Annotated in this window: 16 protein-coding genes and 1 tRNA gene; 10 read left to right on the top strand and 7 right to left on the bottom strand. The window is 41.4% G+C overall.

Annotation, left to right across the window (positions count from 1 at the left end; all coding sequences use genetic code 11):
- Nucleotides 1–23: 23 nt before the first annotated feature.
- Together IEV61_RS15955 and yiaA are read right to left on the bottom strand one after the other, a co-directional pair.
- Nucleotides 24–845, bottom strand: coding sequence for an AraC family transcriptional regulator (locus IEV61_RS15955; protein WP_188418036.1), 822 nt, complete (start codon nucleotides 843–845; stop codon nucleotides 24–26).
- Between the two features lie 161 nt (nucleotides 846–1006).
- Nucleotides 1007–1474, bottom strand: coding sequence for an inner membrane protein YiaA (gene yiaA / locus IEV61_RS15950; RefSeq protein WP_188418035.1), 468 nt, complete (start codon nucleotides 1472–1474; stop codon nucleotides 1007–1009).
- A gap of 131 nt (nucleotides 1475–1605) precedes the next feature.
- On the opposite strand from yiaA, the gene IEV61_RS15945 reads away from it, so the two are divergent.
- Nucleotides 1606–3090 carry a hypothetical protein gene (locus tag IEV61_RS15945; protein WP_188418034.1) on the top strand — a complete coding sequence of 495 codons (1485 nt, stop codon included), beginning with the start codon at nucleotides 1606–1608 and terminating at the stop codon, nucleotides 3088–3090.
- 47 nt (nucleotides 3091–3137) lie between these two features.
- Here the strand turns inward: IEV61_RS15945 and IEV61_RS15940 are convergent, their stop codons facing one another.
- Nucleotides 3138–4550, bottom strand: a complete 1413-nt coding sequence (locus tag IEV61_RS15940; RefSeq protein ID WP_188418033.1) for a CehA/McbA family metallohydrolase — start codon at nucleotides 4548–4550, stop codon at nucleotides 3138–3140.
- Between the two features lie 292 nt (nucleotides 4551–4842).
- Here IEV61_RS15940 and IEV61_RS15935 point away from each other — a divergent pair, with 292 nt between their 5' ends.
- The 4 genes from IEV61_RS15935 to IEV61_RS15920 all read left to right on the top strand — a co-directional run bounded on the left by IEV61_RS15935 (nucleotide 4843) and on the right by IEV61_RS15920 (nucleotide 11613).
- The gene (locus tag IEV61_RS15935; protein WP_188418032.1) at nucleotides 4843–7824 is read left to right on the top strand and encodes a SusC/RagA family TonB-linked outer membrane protein; all 2982 of its coding nucleotides are present in this window, start codon (nucleotides 4843–4845) and stop codon (nucleotides 7822–7824) included.
- A gap of 20 nt (nucleotides 7825–7844) precedes the next feature.
- The gene (locus IEV61_RS15930) at nucleotides 7845–9440 is read left to right on the top strand and encodes a RagB/SusD family nutrient uptake outer membrane protein (protein WP_188418031.1); all 1596 of its coding nucleotides are present in this window, start codon (nucleotides 7845–7847) and stop codon (nucleotides 9438–9440) included.
- Between the two features lie 79 nt (nucleotides 9441–9519).
- Nucleotides 9520–10617 carry a phosphatidylinositol-specific phospholipase C1-like protein gene (locus IEV61_RS15925; RefSeq protein ID WP_188418030.1) on the top strand — a complete coding sequence of 366 codons (1098 nt, stop codon included), beginning with the start codon at nucleotides 9520–9522 and terminating at the stop codon, nucleotides 10615–10617.
- A gap of 21 nt (nucleotides 10618–10638) precedes the next feature.
- A complete protein-coding gene (locus IEV61_RS15920) occupies nucleotides 10639–11613 on the top strand; it encodes a purple acid phosphatase family protein (protein WP_188418029.1) in 975 nt (324 codons plus the stop codon).
- A gap of 35 nt (nucleotides 11614–11648) precedes the next feature.
- On the opposite strand, the gene IEV61_RS15915 is transcribed toward IEV61_RS15920, so the two are convergent.
- Nucleotides 11649–12923 carry a CehA/McbA family metallohydrolase gene (locus IEV61_RS15915; RefSeq protein WP_229747171.1) on the bottom strand — a complete coding sequence of 425 codons (1275 nt, stop codon included), beginning with the start codon at nucleotides 12921–12923 and terminating at the stop codon, nucleotides 11649–11651.
- Between the two features lie 520 nt (nucleotides 12924–13443).
- Nucleotides 13444–13517: transfer RNA gene (locus IEV61_RS15910), tRNA-Met, on the bottom strand.
- A 126-nt stretch (nucleotides 13518–13643) separates the two neighbouring features.
- On the opposite strand from IEV61_RS15910, the gene IEV61_RS15905 reads away from it, so the two are divergent.
- The 3 genes from IEV61_RS15905 to IEV61_RS15895 all read left to right on the top strand — a co-directional run bounded on the left by IEV61_RS15905 (nucleotide 13644) and on the right by IEV61_RS15895 (nucleotide 16910).
- The gene (locus tag IEV61_RS15905) at nucleotides 13644–14024 is read left to right on the top strand and encodes an START-like domain-containing protein (RefSeq protein ID WP_188418028.1); all 381 of its coding nucleotides are present in this window, start codon (nucleotides 13644–13646) and stop codon (nucleotides 14022–14024) included.
- A 128-nt stretch (nucleotides 14025–14152) separates the two neighbouring features.
- Nucleotides 14153–15589, top strand: a complete 1437-nt coding sequence (locus IEV61_RS15900; RefSeq protein ID WP_188418027.1) for an LptF/LptG family permease — start codon at nucleotides 14153–14155, stop codon at nucleotides 15587–15589.
- A 115-nt stretch (nucleotides 15590–15704) separates the two neighbouring features.
- Nucleotides 15705–16910 (top strand): bifunctional 3,4-dihydroxy-2-butanone-4-phosphate synthase/GTP cyclohydrolase II, encoded by a 1206-nt coding sequence (locus tag IEV61_RS15895; RefSeq protein ID WP_188418026.1) that lies wholly within the window; start codon nucleotides 15705–15707, stop codon nucleotides 16908–16910.
- A gap of 125 nt (nucleotides 16911–17035) precedes the next feature.
- Here the strand turns inward: IEV61_RS15895 and IEV61_RS15890 are convergent, their stop codons facing one another.
- Nucleotides 17036–17488, bottom strand: a complete 453-nt coding sequence (locus IEV61_RS15890) for a hypothetical protein (RefSeq protein ID WP_188418025.1) — start codon at nucleotides 17486–17488, stop codon at nucleotides 17036–17038.
- An 88-nt stretch (nucleotides 17489–17576) separates the two neighbouring features.
- Here IEV61_RS15890 and IEV61_RS15885 point away from each other — a divergent pair, with 88 nt between their 5' ends.
- Together IEV61_RS15885 and IEV61_RS15880 are read left to right on the top strand one after the other, a co-directional pair.
- Nucleotides 17577–18056: an OsmC family protein gene (locus IEV61_RS15885; protein WP_188418024.1), complete on the top strand. Its 480-nt coding sequence runs from the start codon at nucleotides 17577–17579 to the stop codon at nucleotides 18054–18056.
- Nucleotides 18057–18146: 90 nt separating this feature from the next.
- A complete protein-coding gene (locus IEV61_RS15880; protein WP_188418023.1) occupies nucleotides 18147–18776 on the top strand; it encodes a hypothetical protein in 630 nt (209 codons plus the stop codon).
- A gap of 21 nt (nucleotides 18777–18797) precedes the next feature.
- On the opposite strand, the gene IEV61_RS15875 is transcribed toward IEV61_RS15880, so the two are convergent.
- Complete coding sequence (locus tag IEV61_RS15875; protein ID WP_188418022.1) at nucleotides 18798–19607, bottom strand: methyltransferase, TIGR04325 family; 810 nt, start codon at nucleotides 19605–19607, stop codon at nucleotides 18798–18800.
- Nucleotides 19608–19762 lie beyond the last annotated feature (155 nt).

The following is a 19762-nucleotide window of genomic DNA, read 5'->3' as shown; positions in this document are numbered from 1 at the left end:
CAAAATTGTGCAATGCTCTTTCCTCAGTCTTGTACAAACGCGACAAAGTTTTGGCTAATGGTCCATTTTCTGTCCTTAGCCTTACGGGCAAAGGCTGCCGGTGTGGTGCCGCTGTACCGCTTAAACTCCTTGCTCAGGTGAGCCTGGTCGGCATAACCCAGCTCCTGCGCCAAGCCGGCCAGGCTGGCATCAGGGTGAAACCATAAATGGTTGCGTACCTCCTCAAAGCGCATTAAACCCGATAAATCTTTTACCGTGTAGCCGGCGGCTTGCTTAAATTTACGTTCCAGGGTACGCACTGTGGCATGGGCAGCTTCTGCCACACGGCTTACCGGCAAGCTGCCTTTGGCCTCGCTCATGGCGGTGCCAGCTTTAAGTATCATGTTATTGGTTGCAGGGTGCTTTCGGTCGTTTAAAAAGTATCGCTTTAATTCGTCCAGAGCTTCAACTATCTGACCGGCCTCCACGTGTTTAGCAAGCGAAGGCTGCAGGCCGACAATAGGATGCTTAAACAAGCGAACGCCATCGTTACCCGGAGGGATTCTTAACAAATCAAACACCGTCCACGGAAAGCACTTAATGCCCAAAACCTCTAAACGGCCGGTACCATGTAACAGCACAGGTTTGCCCAGCAGTCCCATCAAAAAAGGTGAGGTCAGGGGTTGCAATTCATCTTGTTGAGCAATGCTGCATGCATTCCCAAAAAGAAAAATAATTTCGGTGTAACCATCGGGCAGTACCTCAAACCCAGTAGTTGGAATGTCGTCAAAGTCAATACTGGTATGCCAAAAATTCTGTATAGTTCCGCGTAGCTCTTCCGGAGGTTCAAATTCTTGGTGATGCATAGTGAAAGATAGAAAATTTGTGAGAAGCAGGCTAACTTTAATTAGAGATATTGCAAAAGAGGTATTATGTATTATTTAACGTATTCATTGGCAGCTCTAAAGTAAGCAAATAACCCCGCAGGCTTGCCAGGCAAGACGCTGCGGGGATGGTAACCGCTACGTTACAATTCTTTATCTCCAATTAGCTTGGCGTCGCGGGTGTTCTTTTGTACGGCAATGGCCGAAAATATACTCAGGCAAAATGCCATGGCATAAAATCCTTTTTCACTCCTGGCCAATCCTGCATTCCAAAGGCCAACAGTTAGTAAGATCATGGCTGCAATGGTGGCAAACCAGCTTAGTCCGTAATAAAGATCAGTAACGGCCAATCCTTCAGCCCTGTCTCTCACGCTTTTTTGCACAGAAATAACGGCAAACAAGCCGAATAACAGGATAGTGAAGTAATAACCCTTTTCGTTCAACTGCATACCTGCATTCCATAAGCCAATGCAGTAGCCCACCGTTCCAGCCAATAAGGCAAACCAGGAGGCGCCTATAAATGCACCGGTGGGTTTGAATGGGTTTCTGATGTTTTCGCCATGTTTTACAATAGGTGAATTTTCGTCTGTTTTTTGGTGTAGCGGTTCCATGTTTATTTTGTTTTGATGATTAATATGGAAGCAAATATGAGGGGTTAAATAGCGCTTAAAAAGTTATATTCTTTAAGTTACTGACGATATGTATGCTGTATATTATATCTTTATGAATAACTAAGCACCATATGGATTCACTATCAGAGTTGATCAACTTACTTACTATTCCTGACAAAAAGCTGTTTAAACAGTTTTTAGAGCGCAAGAACAAAAGAGCTGATGTGAAAAATTTGCAGTTACTTAAATTGATTGAAACTGACGATATAAGTGGAATAGATAAGCTCTACAACTCAGAAAAAAATAAAGATGCATACCACGCATTGCGTAAAAGGTTACAAGATAATTTGCTGCTATTTTTGTCTCAGAAAACGTTTGAAAGCAATCATGCTGACACCTACGATGCATTGCGGCTACTTGTTGTGGGTCGTTTTTTGTTGGAAAATGACGTGGTTAAGGTGGCGTTCAAATGCCTGGATAAGGCCGAGCGACTTGCAGGGCATTTAGAGCAATTTAATTTATTGAATGAGCTTTTACTGCTAAAACTGCAATATGCCCATTTGCCCGGAGCAGAAGACTTCGAAATTTTAACCATCCGTTTTGAGCATAACCAGTTAAACATGCAACGCGAGGCTAAGCTCAATATAGCCTACGCCTTTTTGAGGCAGGAGTTGCAGGCAATACACTTGAAGGGTAAGGTTGTTAATTTGACAGGATTAATAATTACCACGGTCAGAAAATATAAGATTTCGATACAGGACTTGATGACCTACAAGTCTATTTACCAGATTCTTTTTATTGCGAATGAATATGCCGCAATTCAGCAGAATTATGGTTTGATAGAACGCTATATCAACCGAACCAATCGGTTTATACAAGGCCAAACCTCCACGAAAGGGACTTATCTTTTTTACCATATTTCTATCCTGTACTTCCTGGCAAACTTTCACCTGCGCCAAAAAAGCTTTACTAAAAGTATAGCCTATCTTAAAGAAATGATGGATTTGATGGTGGCAGATAATCGCTATAAAACCCTATTTTTTTTACGACATCAATTGTTATCTGCCCTGAATCTTTTCTTCACTGGTTTTGCCGGTGATGCTACCGTGCTTTTACAGGAAGCGCTCGCTGGTGTAAAGCCCACTTCCAAGTTAGAAGATATTGAAGATATACGGATTTGCTTAACCATGTTTTTGGCCTTATGCAATGATCGCGGAAGTTTGAAACACCTGTCGCTGCTTACGCAAACAGATGCATGGTATGAAAAAAAGATGGGCATGTTATGGGCCATCCGGAAAAATTTAATGGAAGTTTTAGTACAGGCACAGTTCTCCAACGTAGAGCTTGCCATGTCCAGGCTTACCAGTTTTCGGCGCCGCTATAAAAAGTACCTGCTCAAAACCTCTGAGGAACGAGTAATAACATATTTGAAACTGGTAGAAAAATATTTGATGAAGCCGGATGTAGTTTTTGAAGCAGGCTATAGAAATGCGGTTTTGAATTTGTTAAGCAACAAAGATAACAACGATATTTTCACATTAAGCTTTATTGCCTGGCTTGTTGCACGCTGGGAAAAGAAGTCGGCCTATGAGGTTGCTATTAACCTTGTACAGTAAGATAATGCTTATAAAAGCTATATGATAGCTAAAGTGCTCACTGTATTTTACTTTAACCATATTGGATTAGTTAAAATAAGCATTTGGTCTTTTGCATCACGCACCTCAATACGTATAAATTTTGTTGATGCCGCTGGTATGGTCCATTGATATTGTTCTCGGTCTGCCTTCACGGTAAACAGTGGACCTTGTTCTCCTATAAGTGTTACAACAGCATTGGGTAAGGGCTTCAAAACTAAGTTCGCGCTAACCTCACCGGCTGGTTTAACTTTCAGAGTTTCGCCGATAGTAGCCTTGCCGTTTGAGGTTTGTGCATTAAAAATCAGATCTATCTTTCCTAACGAACTAATGTATGTTGTTCTATTTCTTAATCCGTTAAGTATGGCTTCCTTTGATAGACCTTCGGCATAAACTATAGTGCTTGGGTTGCCTAAGTTGTTCTCGCTTCCTGTGGCTTTGTGGGTATCGCTGGCGCCAATGGCTAACAGGTGGTTACCTTGTTTTAATAGTTGCTGCCACCACTTAAGTGCTTTGGCATCCATAAAATCCCAGTTGCCGTTCCAAATTTCAATACCATCAAACAACAAGGGATCAAATTTAAAACCGTTTGATAAATCTTTGGTGTAGAATGGATGGTTGATGATGCATAAACCACCATCATTATGAACCATGTTTATATACCGTTGAATAACCTTATCAGTGGGGGTGTAGCGCCAGTCTATGAGTGTTTTGGTTTTTAGGCCCAAAGCGTTCCAATGGCCGAAGGCTGTGGTGGTAATTTCTTCGCCATTAATAACAAGCAAATTATTTGGATCATAGTACCCCCATTTAAGGTTGGCGCTATTGGTGTTGTGTTCTGTCGAAATAATATAATCAAGTTTTTTGCTTACAGCTTCATCAACCAATTCCTGCTGGGTACGCTTACCATCGGAATGCAGGGTGTGCATGTGGAGATCGCCACTGTACCAACCGGTAATTTGATTAATGATTTTTTTAGCCGGCTTAATTATAAAAGGCTTTTTAGGTTGTGTTTTAGACAAAGAGATTTCCAGCTTCCAATCTAAACCGGCTTTAATGATGGTTGAAGAGTAGATAAGTACATGCCAGATGCCAGGCGTAATTTTGCCGGGAATATACCCTGTTGATGCATCAGCTTCATTGATAAAAAACTCGTTTTTTGCGCCTCCGCTCCAGCCACGGAAATTTACTGTTTTACCTATACTATAATCTCCAGGCGCATAAATGCCCATGTTAAGTACGTTTTTACCCTCATTAGAATATTGCTCCTTCACTTTGATCTCGGTAATACCGGCCGGAACATTAACAGGCACATAAAATAATTTAAAAATCTGCGTCGAATCAATATGTCCGGATTTCAAAACAGTATCGGCTTTTTGACCTAAAGCGCTGAAACAATTCAAGATAAGCAATATAAACGATGTTATGTAACTGAACTTCATGTAAGCTAAATATAGCTGGTAATATACAGCTCATATAGAAGTCTGAAACCCTATTTAACATTAAGGTTTAGTCAAGTTAATATTATCCATAAATCGGGTAGATTTTATGCATCATTTTGTTGTAAAATACTCATATTCAATTACTTAAATTTAATTTATGTGATTTAATTTGTCTTTTAAAAAAAGGGAAATGACATTAAAAGTAACTCCTTATTGATTTTTTCATAATAGCAGTAGTGTTTCTTTGCAGAATTAATAATCACATTAATTTAAACACTCCACCATTAATTTTATGAAAAAACTCTACAATGATTTTTTCAGGCTTGCAAAAACTAACGGTAACTGGAAATACCTATTACTGCTAATCATATTTGCTGTAGCCACACCTGCACTTGCGCAAGTGCGCACAATATCGGGTACTGTTACCGACGAGAAAAACGAAAGCCTGCCGGGCGTAACAGTAAGCGCTAAAAGCGGCGGCAGTACACTAACAGATGTTGAAGGTAAATTCACCATCAGGGTAAGCGGCCCGGCCGAGGTGCTTAGAATTACCATGTTGAGCTTTGTTGAACAAACCATCACTGTAGGGAATAACACCAATATAGCTGTTACCCTTCAACCCGATTTAAAACAGCTTAAAGATGTTGTAGTAATTGGTTACGGAACATCAAGCAAAAAAGACCTGACCGGATCAATTACTACGGTAAAGGCTGATGAATTCAATGTTGGTGTAATTACCACTCCAGCGCAGTTATTACAAGGAAAGGTTGCCGGTTTAAACGTTACCAAGAGTGGTGACCCTAACCAACAACCCACCGTATTGCTAAGAGGTCCATCAACATTGCGTACAGGCGCGCAAACGCCGTTTTATGTAATTGATGGTGTACCAGGTGCAAACATAGATATATTAGCACCTGCTGATATTGAAAGCATTGATGTGGCAAAAGACGCTTCGGCAACCGCAATTTATGGTTCGAGAGCTGCCAACGGGGTTATTTTTGTTACCACGCGTCGGTCAAAAGTTGGCCAAAACCGCTTGACTTACAGCGCTTATGCAGCAACCGAAGCAGTATCTAAGCATATTGATATGCTTAGTGGCAATGAACTCCGTGATTATTTGAAAAGTAACGGGCAAACATTAGTTCCGCTTTTGAACGATGATGGTTCTAACACTAACTGGCAAGACCTGGCCTTACGCCGTAGTTACTCACAAAACCACAACCTTTCATATGGGGGCGCAACAAGCAACGCCGAATTTGGAGTGAGTGTCAATTATCTAAAAAATAACGGTATCTTAAAAAATACCTCTTTAGAGCGTACCATTTTAAAAGGCTACATTAATCAGCGTTTTTTTGATAACCACTTAAAATTAAATCTTACTTTAACCAACAGCCAGAGTAAAAACAATGATGTTCCGCAAGCGCAAATATTGCCCGGAATATTATTTTACTTGCCTACAGTAAGCCCTTTTAATGCCGATGGCACTTACAAAGAAAACTATGGTAGAACGGGTAGCGGTACGTTAAATCCATTATCGCTTATTGATAATAACTTTACCAAAACTGAAAGAAACTTGTCCTTGATTAATGGATCGGTACAGGTAGATATCTTACGGGGTCTTAAATTTACAGTAAATGGATCTTTACAAAGAGAGCAAAGCAACGTTAATCAATATTTTAATAGTGCATCCGGGCTTGCAGTAAATTTTGGTGGCCGCGCCAGCCGTAATTCAAATGTTGATAAAAATACCGTAGTTGAAGGTTTTTTTAACTACGACAGGGAGTTTGGCTCACATTCTATTAAATTGCTTGCAGGTCACTCTTATCAGCAAAACCGGATAAATGATGGCTTCGGCGTTGCCACTCAGACCTTTTCTAATGATAATTTAACATACTTTAATTTATCCCTCTCTAATCCAACGTCGCTTTCACAAGTACCATTCGGAACCAGTACAATTTCAACGCTTAGAATATTGTCTTACTACGGACGTGCACAATATCAGTATAAGAAAAGATATTTATTTCAGGCATCCTTAAGAGAAGATGGTTCGTCGGCATTTGGTGTAAATAATCGCTGGGGATTGTTCCCTGCAGTGTCTGGAGCATGGCAAATCATTGAAGAGGATTTTATGAAGAAGCTGACGGCAGTAAGTGATCTGAAATTAAGGGTTGGTTATGGCGTTTCGGGTAACAGCGAAGGCTTTAACGCATTTACTTCTATACTGGTTTTTGGTAATAACTCGAAGTTTTTGTATAATGGTAATATTACTAATGCCCTTGGCCCTGTGCGTAATGATGCTGCCAACCTTAAATGGGAAAGTACCGCCACTACAAACTTTGGTTTAGATTTTGGTTTCTTAAAAGACCGTATAACCGGTTCTGTTGATTACTATATCAAGAAAACTTCCGATTTAATTGCAAACTATAACGTATCAACAACTCAGTATTATTTTAATACAATTGATGCCAATGTAGGAGATATTAAAAACTCAGGTATTGAGTTGGTATTGAATGCAAAAGCTGTTAGCGGCAAAAATTTTAAATGGAGCACAAGCATAAATTTAGCTCATAACAAAAATGTTGTTGAAAAGCTATCTAACGAAATTTACACGCTTAACTTTTTACAAACATCCCAACTTGGTGGTAAAGGCCAATCGGGTAACTACAGCCAGATCATACAGCCAGGATCTCCCATAGGTACATTCAACTTATGGCATTATTTAGGTAAAAATGAAAAGGGTGTAAGTACTTATCAAAAAGCCGATGGCTCGGTAACCGCAGCTCAACCTTTAACAACCGACCAGATGGTTGCCGGTAATGCACAGCCTAAATTAGTCTATGGTTTTAGTAACACCTTCAATTACAAAAATTTCGATCTTAACTTTTTAGTTAGGGGTGTGCTGGGTAACAAAATTTTGAATGCCACTTTAGCTAATTTGAACAACCCGGTTGATTCAAAAATTCAAAACATACCACGCTTTACCTTGGGAGAATCCTATAACGATATAAACGGCTACCTCATATCAGACCGTTTTCTGGAAAGCGGCTCGTACCTGCGTTTAGATAATGCTACCCTGGGTTACAGTATTAAGCCTAAAGTTAAATCTATTAAAAATATAAGACTTTATGTATCGGGTAATAACCTCTTTGTAATTACCAAGTATAAAGGTATTGATCCTGAAATTAATATAGGCGGAGATACGCCGGGAGTAGATAATAACAACTTTTATCCTAAAACACGCACTTTCATATTTGGTGTAAACGCATCCTTTTAACATCAAAAATCATATCGGTTATGAAAAAAATACAAATACTATTATCAGCAATGCTGATGGTAATCACTATTGCCTCTTGTACTAAATTAGATGTGCCGGTAGAGTCGCAATACGTTAGAGAGAACTTCCCTACTACAACTAACGATTATGCTGCCTTATTCGGCACGATGTACTCCAGCCTGTCGTCTCGCTATGCTATTGATTACTGGCGCATGCAAGAGCTTTCAACAGATGAAGCCATCATTCCGGCCCGCGATGGCAATTTTGATGATGGTGGCCAATACCGCCAGTTACATTACCACACCTGGACGTTTGATCACCCGAATGTGAGGGGAGTTTGGGAATGGGGTTTTGGTGCCATTAATAACTGTAACAGGTTAATTGTACTCACCAACGACTCTAAAGCTACGGAAGCCAGTAAGGCCGCCAGTTTAGCCGAAGTAAGGGCAATGCGTGCATTATTCTACTTTTTTATGATGGATACATACGGTAATGTGCCGCTTATATCGCAGTTTCCGGTAAGTGATTTGCCACCTACACAGCCACGTGCCAAAATATTTGAATTTATTGAGTCAGAGCTTAAAGCGGTAATACCATTGTTGCCTTCAAAAACCAACGTGGCTGCTACCAATACTTTGCAATATGGCAGGCCAACCAAAGCAATGGCTTTTGCACTATTGGCAAAAATGTATCTTAACGCAAATATATACACGGGTACTGCTCGCTATAATGATGTAGTTTCAATGGCTGATAGCGTTCAAAAAAGCACCAACTATACGTTGGATGCCAAGTTTCGCGACATTTTTCTACCTAATAACGGCCCGCAAATCAATGAAACCATATTTGCCGTACCTTATGATCAGCAAATACCGGGCAATCAGTTCACCCGCTTTGGTTTCTTTCCTGCGCTGGCACCTTCTTATGGTTTCCAGGTATCGTTAAGTATTGCCATGAGTACTACACCTGAGTTTTATAATCGCTTTAATTTGGCGGGAGACGTACGCAAAAACACATGGCTGGTTGGACCGCAATTTATTCCTGACGGTAATGGCGGATTTACCAATCAACCGGCTAATTACCCGGGTACCACCAACCAGATCGTAATAACTCCTAACTTGGTTTTAATTACTACCAAGCCTATGGATGTGGGCAACACCACAGCCAGCCAGGCTATGGGCGTACGCTCTATTAAGTATTACCCGGATGTTACTACCATACAGGCAACCCGCTTAAACAGTAATGATGTACCGGTATTCCGTTTGGCCGACGTGTACTTGATGAAGGCCGAAGCGATATTGAGGGGCGCTACTGCAACAACAGTCGGGGGTGCGTTACAAACGCCAGATTACCTGGTTAGCCGCCTACGTACCCGGTCGGGCGTAACAACGCCTGCCAATGGTATAACGCTTGACGAATTGCTTGATGAACGTGCCCGCGAACTCTCTTGGGAAGGCTGGAGAAGGAATGACCTGATCCGTTATGGCATATTTGAAAAAGAGTACCCACTGCCAAACGATAACCTGACCATGAATAAGGATGCTACCCGCAGGTTGTTTCCTATTCCAATCAGCGAGATTAGATTAAATAATAAATTAGTACAAAATCCGGGATATTAATTATTGAACTTTACACAATCACGCTAACCGAACGGCCAGCCAGCTTAAATGCTGCTGGTCGTTTATTATGTTTTATACTATGACGAAAATTATTTTAAGTATAATGCTGATGCTGGCTGTACCGGCAATAAAACCTAATCCTGTTGATGATATTCCAATAAATAAGATACAGGTCATTGGTTCGCACAACAGCTATAAGCAAGCCATTGCCCCAGCCTTGTTCAAAGCTTTCCAAAAAATGGATTCGGTATCGGCCAGCAAGATCGACTATGAGCATATTAGCCTGACCGATCAGTTAAATATGGGGTTGTTGAACCTGGAAATTGATTTATATGCTGATGCAAAAGGAGGGAAGTATGCTCACCCGAAGGGTTTGGATTGGGCTAAGGATCAACCGGCTTATGACCCCGATGGCGAAATGAAAGAACCCGGCTTTAAAGTTTTTCATGTGGTTGACCTCGACTTTCGCAGCCATGCATTAACCTTTAAAAAATGCCTGCAGCAATTAAGATCGTGGTCTGAAGCGCATCCCGATCATAACCCTATATTTATTACCCTGGAAGGCAAAGATCAGGCATCTAAAAACCCAATGCTTACCGTACCTGAAAAGTTTACCGAACAAACTTTTGCCGAGTTGGATAAAAACATCATCGACGGATTGGGTGCAGCACAGGTAATTACCCCGGATCAGGTGAGAGGAAAATACAAAACCCTGGAAGACGCAGTATTGCACAACAACTGGCCTGCGCTTAAAAAAGCCAAAGGTAAATTCTTGTTCATTTTAGATGATAATAAAGAGAAAAGAGAGTTATACATAGCCGGTCATCCATCCCTGAAAGGACGTGTTTTATTTGCTAATGCCGAACCGGGTACGCCCGAGGCCGCTATGATGATCAGGAATAACCCCAAAGATGCCGAAATACCTGGACTGGTTAAAAAAGGCTACATTATCCGTACCCGTGCCGATGGAGATACCCAACAAGCCCGTGTTAATGACAAAAGCGATTTTGAAGCCGCCTGTAACTCCGGTGCGCAAATAATCACCACGGATTATTATTTAAAAAGCACTCATTTTAAATCAGACTATGTGGTTTATTTCGACGGCGCCAACAAATACTTCCGCGTTAATCCATTGTTTAATAACGGTGTTTCTACAACATCGGTAAAAAGTAAGTAATCATTAAATCAGGGTTTAAATATGAATCGTAGAAAATTTGTCAGAAACACCGCCATCAGTGCATTGGGGGTTACTATGATAGCACCCCTGGAGGTGCTGGCCGAAAGTGGTGTTACCCACCTTGAAAGTGAAGACCTTTCTACTACAGTTATCGCAGATGCAGCCTACGGGTTGCATTTTTTAGCTATTGGCGACTGGGGCCGCAATGGTGAATATTTGCAACTGGAAGTAGCCAAACAAATGGGCCAATGGGCTGCATCGCACCCCAATAACTTTGTAATATCGGTTGGAGATAACTTTTATCCCAAAGGCGTAGTTAGCGAGCATGATCCCTTGTTGAATTTCTCTTTCGAAAATGTGTACACAGCTCACTCACTACAATGCGACTGGTATCCTATTTTGGGCAATCACGATTACGGTTCAGACCCCGATGCGCAAATACGTTATAGTAAAGTAAGTCGCCGGTGGAACATGCCTGCAAGGTATTACTCAAAAGAAGTAAGTTTAGGCACTGGTAATGATAAGGTGCTTTTCGTGTTCATAGATACCCAGCCTATCATATATGAAATGAAAGAGCAGGAGCCAGAAAAACAAATGGAATGGATGAGGCAAACGCTTAAACAAGCTTCGGCTAATGTTAAGTGGAAAGTAGTAGTTGGGCATCATCCGCACTATACGGTAGGCCCCCGCATTAAAAACTATGACACCCTGGCCATAAGAAAAGCTTTAGCACCAGTTTTTGAAGAGTGTAAGGTAGATGTGTATCTTGCCGGGCACGACCATTCTTTGCAGCATTTAAAGCCCGAAGGTCAAACGCATTTATTTATTTCAGGTGCAGGTTCGGAGCTTACACCGGTCACCAGTGGCGTAAATTACAGCCGCTTTGAGGCCTCAGAAAATGGTTATATGTACTTTTCTGTAAATGCCAAACAGCTCAACATGAAAGCTGTAAATTATAAAGGCAGTGTTTTATATGAAACAACCTTAACCAAATAGCTCATTAAGGCTATTGGTTAAGGTTGTTCATTAGGTTAAAAGTTTGGATCGAAGTTAAAGTAGATAGGGTTTGACAAGCCAACCATATTTCCAGTAAGTGCCATTGCCTGAGGTACCTCAGGATAGGGAGTTCCAGGCCCTTCAACCACAACGCGGTAATAGGTGCGGCCTGTTGCAGCAGGAATATCGGTAAATTCTACGGCCGGAATTTTACCCGATGTTTTAAAACTGTTAAATTTGCCGCCATTTTTAATTACGGTAACGGTATATGCCGTATCTGATACGGTTTTGCCTGTTAGCTGAACGCGGAATTTTACAGCTTTACCCGTTGGTTTAGTATTATCGCCCATCATCATATCCATCTTTCCGTTATCATCTAAATCTGCATAAAATTCTACACGTGGCGCATAAGGGTTGGCACTTACCGAAACACGACCATTAGTTAAGGCGTCTACCACAGCCTGCTTAGTACGCGCCGTAGCAAATACCCAGGTAGTAGGTGTGCCTACATAATTTGCTTTAGCCTGGCCGCTGTTAGCTGTTGCCTTATCGGGTGTTTCGGGGATGCCGTGATGCGCATCACTGCCTCCGCGGCCGGTTAATTTGCGGCCCGACGAAAGCATATCGTCCCAGATCATGATAGCTTCTGCATTTTTCGACCAAAGCACAGAATTCCATACTTCAAGCGAATTGATGATATCGTACGAATAGCCAAAGTGATCTTTACCGCTTGGGTGGTTGGCAGAAAGATGAATACCTAAGCCTTTTTTTATTCGTCCAATTACCGTATCGCGTTGGTCGCGCACGTCATATAAACTTTGGTGGTTGTAAGGTTTGGCCGAAAATACATTGCCGTGACCGCGAACGGTGGTCCACTCTGCACCATAAAGTAGCAATACATCGTCAGATTTAAACTCAGGATCGGCCCAGGTATGATGGGCTACATCTCCGTTTACATGGTTGTCATGATCGGTTATGCAGATGTAATCTATTCCAACTGACTTAGAAAAAGCAATGATCTTGCCAACAGGATTATTTGATGACTCTGTGCTATGCCTCGAATGTACATGCAGATCACCCTTAAGCCACAGTCCATTGGTAAGGCTGGCTATAGGTGGGAGTTTACCAATATCTGCTTTTATCCACGGATTTTTATGTGACGGCTGTGCAATAGCCGAAAAACAAACGCCGCCCATTATTATTAAAGGAACAAGCTTTTTAGTAAAGTTGTTCAATAGTATTGATTTTGTTTTGCTTGTGAACTTAGTCCCATTTTCTTTCTCCTCATTGAAACCTACTTTTTCTCTCATGATTTGTATATTGAATAATGGTCACGAATGACCAATGAATTGTTACGCAACATACTTTAAACATATTAGTAAATTGTTAAACTACAATAAAATGTGCTATTGGCGGAAAGTATGGCTTCTATAGCATCAGGCCAGCGGTAATGCTGACTTAAAGATTTTTGACTTATATTGCTGTGGCGTTTTATAAATAAACAAGCTCTGCCATAAAGATGAAAAAATAGCACTGTAAGTTGGGGGACAGCGTTTGACTAACAGAAGAAAAGTGTCGAACCTTGATAAGTCTTGGCCCTTGCCGTCGATTTTACCTCAAATCTGCCTTTCTGCCGATCAATTTAACCACGTAAAAAATTTATTTATTGGTCTTTTTCGAAGGCATTTTTTACAACAAGGAAACAGATACTTATCGAACTTTTCTATCAATTCGGTATTTGCATATATCTTTCCTTTAAGCAAGTTATAGCCAATAAAAAAGAGGCATCCCCGAGTTTGAATCTCGATTATGCCTCTTTTGCCAATTCAGTAGCGGGGAGCAGGATCGAACTGCCGACCTTAGGGTTATGAATCCTACGCTCTAACCATCTGAGCTACCCCGCCGTCCTTAGTTAGGGTCGTCCCGATGGGCTTTCCTAAAAAGGTTTGCAAATATAGGATTATTTACCTTTCTTTAGAAAAAATGTTAACATTTGCAGCAGCGGCTGCAAAACCTCCTGTAAACCTGATATGTCTGATAAAAAAAAGTTCCAGCTGGAGTATGAAATCAAGTCTTCTCCCCGCATATTATACAGTTTTTTAAGTGAAGCTAACGGGCTAACGCAGTGGTTTGCCGATCAGGTTACGTTCAGAGATCAAACTTATACTTTTACCTGGGACGGTGAAGAGCAGAAAGCCAAGCTGCTGGGCATGAAAGAGAATAAGTTTATCCGTTTCCGCTGGCTGGACGATGACCCGCAGTGTTATTTTGAAATGGAGATTGTTCAGGACGAACTTACCAACGATGTTGCCCTGAGCGTGACCGATTTTGCCACCGAAGATACCATTGCCGAACGCAAACTCATCTGGAACAACCAGATAGGCTATTTAATAGGTGTAATAGGCGCTTAACAGAAGCTTACGGTTAATCACATAGCGCTTTTATACTAAAAAAGGCCACCTCAGCGTTTAGCATAAACGTTGCCGGTATGCTTCTGTAAAGGGAAGTAGGAACGGGTACAATTGCTTAACTTTGCCCAGTGAAAAAGATACATCTCTTAATTCTTAAGTCTTTCATCAGGCCTTTCGTTGTTACCTTTTTCATCGTGATGTTCGTGTTGTTGATGTTGTTTTTATTCAAATACATCGACGATTTAATAGGTAAAGGCTTCCAGTGGTACATCATCCTCGAACTCATGATGTATGCCTCCATGACCAATGTGGCAATGGCCTTGCCCTTGTCTATCCTCCTTTCTTCCATCATGACCTACGGTAATTTGGGTGAGAATTATGAATTGGTAGCCATCAAATCGGCTGGTATATCGCTCACCAGGGCAATGTACCCTATGCTAATCGTGGTTACGCTGCTCAGTATCGGTGCATTTATCTTTTCAGATTATATGCTGCCCATTGCCAACTTCAAGTACTACTCGTTGTTGTATGATGTGCGCCAGCAAAAAACATCTTTCCTGATTTCTGAAGGGGTTTTTAACAACAGTTTTCAAAGCCAGGGCTACTCTATACGCGTACAAAAAAAGGACCCCGATGGTCAAACGCTTTATGGCGTTATGATCTATGAGAACAAGCCGGGCTCTAACAATTTAATAGTAACTATAGCCAAACAGGCCATTATGTACCGCACACCTGATGATTTGTTCCTGGTGTTAAAAATTAAAGACGGCGTACGTTACGAGGAAGAAGCCGGCGAAGGAAGTCTTAATCCGCGGAAAATGTTCAGGCGTGAGCGGTTTACTTCTACAGAGCAAAAATTTAGCCTCGAAAGCTTTAAAATGAAGCGTACGGATGCCAACGAGTGGCGGTCAACCATTCAAATGATGAACCTTAAGCAGCTCAGTAAGTTTCAGGATTCGAGTATTAAGGCGGTTAACAATATTAATAGAGGCAATACGTCCATTATTACCTCTTATTTAAGATACTTTGCAGTGCCGCATAAGTTAGCTTCCGGCAACCCTGTTAAAAGCGATGCATCTTTAAGCATAATTAAGCCCGATGCCTTGCAAAGAGCCTTACCTAATGCCCTAAACGAGGCGCAATCGGTCAGGGAATCGCTGCGTACGCTATCAGAGCGCTATAAAGAAGATTCAAAGAATATCCGTAAGTACTCTATCGAGTATCAAAAGAAGTTTACGCTCTCGGCAGCTTGTTTGGTGCTCTTTCTTATAGGTGCGCCCCTGGGTGCTATTATACGTAAAGGTGGTTTGGGCTTGCCTTTGGTGGTATCGGTTGTATTCTTCCTTATTTATTATATTATTGCCACCATCGGCGAAAAATCGGCCAAAGAGGGCAGTATGACACCCGCTATGGGCATGTGGATAGCCATCATGATCTTAACGCCTATTGGTTTGTTCCTGTCGTACAAGGCCGCAAACGATTCGGTTTTGTTTGATACCGATGCTTACAAACGCTATTTTGTCAAAGTATTTAAGCGCAAAAAAGCGTTGAGCGAGCTGCATTGATTTTACAAACTACAGACCTGTTTAACTTATCCATAGTTTAACTTTGCTTATACTTATATAAAAGCATGGCTGTAGCGTACAAACAAGCCTCACTTTTATTTGCTTTCACCTCTATATGTTAAATACCATACCCGAAGCTGTTGAAGCTATCAAAGCAGGCAAGATCATTATTGTAGTTGATGATGACGACCGCGAGAACGAAGGCGATTTTTTAATTGCAGCACGCTTTGCTACGCCGGAGGCTATAAACTTTATGGCCCGTTACGGCCGCGGTTTAATTTGCGCGCCTATTACCCGCCAGCGTGCCCGCGAGTTGGAGCTTGACCCTATGGTGACCAACAATACTGCCACGCTCGAAACCAGCTTCACCGTATCTATAGACTTATTGGGGCATGGTTGTACCACAGGTATTTCTGCATCAGATCGTTCTAAAACTACTTTGGCGCTTATTGATTCGGCTACCAAGCCGGCAGATTTAGGTCGCCCGGGTCACGTGTTTCCTTTAATTGCCAAAGATGGCGGCGTGTTGCGCCGTGCAGGGCATACTGAAGCCGCTATAGACCTGCCCGTAATGGCCGGACTGGAGCCTGCCGGTGTAATATGCGAGATTATGAAAGAAGATGGCGAAATGGCCAGGCTTCCGGAGTTGTTGGTTATTGCCAAAGAGTTTGATCTCAAGATTATCTCTATTAAAGACCTGATCGCTTACCGTTTAAGCAATGACAGCCTGATTGACCGTGAAGTAGCAGTAAAGATGCCTACGCAATGGGGCGATTTTGAAATGATTGCCTATACGCAAAAGGATACCGGCGATCATCACCTGGCACTTATTAAAGGTAGCTGGGAACCCGGCGAGCCGGTACTGGTTCGGGTGCATAGCTCTTGTGTTACAGGCGATATATTTGGCTCCTGCCGGTGCGATTGTGGTCCGCAATTGCATAAGGCCATGGAAAAAGTAAACGAAGAAGGTAAAGGTGTGATTATTTATATGAATCAGGAGGGTAGGGGTATAGGTTTAATAAATAAGCTTAAAGCATACCAGTTACAGGAGAGCGGCCTGGATACCGTAGAGGCCAACATACAGTTAGGCTTTAAAATGGATCTGCGCGACTATGGCATAGGTGCTCAAATCATTCGCGATCTGGGTATTACTAAAATGCGTTTAATGAGTAACAACCCCAAAAAACGTTCTGGTTTAATTGGCTACGGTTTAGAGGTAGTTGAAACCGTACCCATCGAAATATTACCTAACCCACATAACGAGTTTTACCTGCGTACTAAACGCGATAAAATGGATCATACCATCCTGAAAGAGCATTAATAGATTCAAATCAGCACATTATTGCGATGTAAGAAGTAATCGCCATAGAAAAGCAGCCGCTATCCATAGCGCAGGAATTGCTTCGTCGCTATCGCTCCTTGTAATGACGGTTATTCTCCAATCTGCTATTTCATATAGGCGCTGTTCAAAAGCTTCATCGCTTCTTTTTCGTCTTCTGCGCAGGCTTCGCAAAACGTACCCATCCCGTTTACAGGGCCTTCGTATGCCCAGGTAAATAGCTTGTTGTAGCTTTTTGTTGTATTCTGCACTTTCAGGTTGATGCCCGATGTTATTACGTACAAGAGGCTGCCATTAGGAAGTTGTATTTTAAAGGCGGCTTTGCCCTCATAGCTAGCTTTGCCTAAATATTTAACAGGTAATTCTTTGCCATCCTTGCCATAAGTGTAGGTGATTTCTGCACGTTTCCCGGCTTTGGTCCAAAAAGAAAAATGCTCGTAATTGGTTGCGCCATATTTGCCTATTGCATAATTAGCAACTTTTTGTGCGTTTACGGTAGCCATACCCAATATTGATACGATGCAAATCAGGGCTGGTTTAATAAGAAACTGGTTAAGCATAAAGGTTAGTATTTGAGGTGAAACAACTATAAATATTCAACTTAACAATAACAAATCAACTTACCTTTGTTTTACAAGGTAACCGGTTATGGGCAAACAACATACTTACAATGCAAACTTAACCTGGACCGGTAACACAGGGCAGGGTACGGAAACTTACCGTAGTTACCAACGCTCTTACAGCATCAGTATAAATAATAAAATTACTATTGAAGGCTCTTCCGATCCGGCTTTTATGGGTAACCCTTCGCTTCATAATCCCGAAGAAATGTTGTTAATGTCACTGTCTTCCTGCCATATGCTTTGGTTTTTACATTTATGCAGCGAGGCAGGTGTGGTGGTTACTGCTTATACCGACAATGCCTCGGCTATTATGGTTGAAGAAAGCAACGGTAGCGGACGGTTTACTGAAGTGGTTTTGCATCCGCACGTAGTAGTCATGCATCAGGATATGATGCTACAAATAGATGATCTGCACAAAAAGGCTAATCAGTACTGTTTCATTGCTAATTCGGTTAACTTTCCGGTTAAGCATGTTTCAACAAGTGAAGTTCATCAACAAGATTAACCCACAGTAGAGTATTCGTGAAATTTGAGGATAGCAGGTTAAACCATCTGGTACTTTGTGATTCAAACATACACCAACTTAAAAACTATCATGAAACGTATATTCGGTCTCACCGCGCTGCTTGTGGCTATCACTTTATTGGGTAAAGCACAAACTGTTACTGCTATTACTTTACATAATTCTTCAAAATCGTTTTTAACGGTGGAGTTAGTTCAAGGTAACGTTACAATGCAACTTCGGGTAAACGGAAAAATTAATTTGTTTTCTGATGGGGAAAGCGATGTAGAATATAGTACGCCTGCAGATGGCACTTATTTGCAAGGGAAAAATTTAGCCATTGGCAACACACATATCGAATACTATTCTGCATTTGACGGTTCGGGACTTGTGGGTAAACTTAAGGCGATAGGAGATGTTGCCGTTACCTATATTAGTGGATACGACGGATTTGATAACATTGGTAAAGTAAAGTCTGTTGGTAATGTTTTGTTTAGTTATAGAGATCGTTTCGATAGTGATAACGAGGGTAAACTTGAATTAGTAGGAAATATACCTATTACTTATTACGACAGGTTTGATTCGGAAGAAGATTTTGGCAAGGTGAAATCTATCGGCAATACACAAATATCCTATTATGACCGCTTCGATAGAAAAGAATTTATCGGAAAAATCAAATCGGTTTCAGGCACTACACCCGGAGTAGAAATTCTAATAGATTAATAAATGAATGATAGTGAGCGTTTAATGATTACTCTTAAGTTTCCATAACATACCAGTATAATCAAGCTCCTCCAGTCCTAAAGTAACTTTCTGTCCCGATTCAAAGCCAAATACCAGTTCGTAGCTGTCTTGCAAAAAGGCATTCATTTTTTGCTCACTAAAAAACCAGCACGGGTACGAGGCTTCATAAAACGCTGGTGGCACTTTTTGTATGGTAAGCCTGTCTTCGGGTTCATCAATAAAGGCGGTGCGGTCTATGAGCAGGTATTCAATGCCCGACTGTTTTACTTCTGTAAGCAGTTCGTAAGGCTTTTCCATATACTGCAGCGAACTGCTGAACATTAATAACTGCGGTTTATCCTGTTGCAGCACTTCGGTTAAGTTGTAATAAAAGTGCAGGTGTTCATCCTCAAAGTTTTTACGGCCTTCATCTACAAACATTTGCTGTTCTATTAAATGCCACCGCAGGCTGCTTAAGTGGTTAAGGTAAGGGAAGTTTTGACGGTACGATGTACCCAAGGAACCGCCATAATCTATTAAACTCAACTCATTATTATTGCGCGAGGCCACCAGCAGTAAAGCTGAAAGTAACGGATAAAACACTTCAATGTGGTTAAGCGCAATACCATCACGCTCGTAAACGGCTTGTCCGTTCTTTACTTTTGAGGCCGCAGCGCTTACTCTTTGTAATACTGCATTTGCATTGTAACCAGTAGTTTGCCCAAGGGCCTGTGCCCAGTTTTGGTAACGGCCATGCCAGCCATATTTAAAGCTGTAACGTGCTACGCGTTTTACAATGGCTGGTATAAATTCTCCTTTTTTTAAGGACATAAACGCAAGGGTTAATTAAACTAATTACTGTATATTTATATTATAAACAGGCAGTTTAAAGTAATAGTGTATAGGTTATACGTTTAAAGGGCGATAAAGGATTTTTTAAATTGTTTACGCCCTGCCTTCCAAATATAGCCAACGCACAGAACTGC

It is taken from the genome of Mucilaginibacter galii (genome assembly GCF_014635825.1).
Lineage (GTDB): Bacteria > Bacteroidota > Bacteroidia > Sphingobacteriales > Sphingobacteriaceae > Mucilaginibacter > Mucilaginibacter galii.
The sequence above is the reverse complement of the archived record's forward strand: the minus strand, read 5'-3'. Positions and strand labels throughout refer to the sequence as shown.

Excerpts from the sequence above, each read along its gene's own strand:
- IEV61_RS15955 (WP_188418036.1), bottom strand. The coding sequence starts at position 845 with ATGCATCACCAAGAATTTGAACCTCCGGAAGAGCTACGCGGAACTATA.
- yiaA (WP_188418035.1), bottom strand. The coding sequence starts at position 1,474 with ATGGAACCGCTACACCAAAAAACAGACGAAAATTCACCTATTGTAAAA.
- IEV61_RS15945 (WP_188418034.1), top strand. The coding sequence starts at position 1,606 with ATGGATTCACTATCAGAGTTGATCAACTTACTTACTATTCCTGACAAA.
- IEV61_RS15940 (WP_188418033.1), bottom strand. The coding sequence starts at position 4,550 with ATGAAGTTCAGTTACATAACATCGTTTATATTGCTTATCTTGAATTGT.
- IEV61_RS15935 (WP_188418032.1), top strand. The coding sequence starts at position 4,843 with ATGAAAAAACTCTACAATGATTTTTTCAGGCTTGCAAAAACTAACGGT.
- IEV61_RS15930 (WP_188418031.1), top strand. The coding sequence starts at position 7,845 with ATGAAAAAAATACAAATACTATTATCAGCAATGCTGATGGTAATCACT.
- IEV61_RS15925 (WP_188418030.1), top strand. The coding sequence starts at position 9,520 with ATGACGAAAATTATTTTAAGTATAATGCTGATGCTGGCTGTACCGGCA.
- IEV61_RS15920 (WP_188418029.1), top strand. The coding sequence starts at position 10,639 with ATGAATCGTAGAAAATTTGTCAGAAACACCGCCATCAGTGCATTGGGG.
- IEV61_RS15915 (WP_229747171.1), bottom strand. The coding sequence starts at position 12,923 with ATGAGAGAAAAAGTAGGTTTCAATGAGGAGAAAGAAAATGGGACTAAG.
- IEV61_RS15905 (WP_188418028.1), top strand. The coding sequence starts at position 13,644 with ATGTCTGATAAAAAAAAGTTCCAGCTGGAGTATGAAATCAAGTCTTCT.
- IEV61_RS15895 (WP_188418026.1), top strand. The coding sequence starts at position 15,705 with ATGTTAAATACCATACCCGAAGCTGTTGAAGCTATCAAAGCAGGCAAG.
- IEV61_RS15890 (WP_188418025.1), bottom strand. The coding sequence starts at position 17,488 with ATGCTTAACCAGTTTCTTATTAAACCAGCCCTGATTTGCATCGTATCA.
- IEV61_RS15885 (WP_188418024.1), top strand. The coding sequence starts at position 17,577 with ATGGGCAAACAACATACTTACAATGCAAACTTAACCTGGACCGGTAAC.
- IEV61_RS15880 (WP_188418023.1), top strand. The coding sequence starts at position 18,147 with ATGAAACGTATATTCGGTCTCACCGCGCTGCTTGTGGCTATCACTTTA.
- IEV61_RS15875 (WP_188418022.1), bottom strand. The coding sequence starts at position 19,607 with ATGTCCTTAAAAAAAGGAGAATTTATACCAGCCATTGTAAAACGCGTA.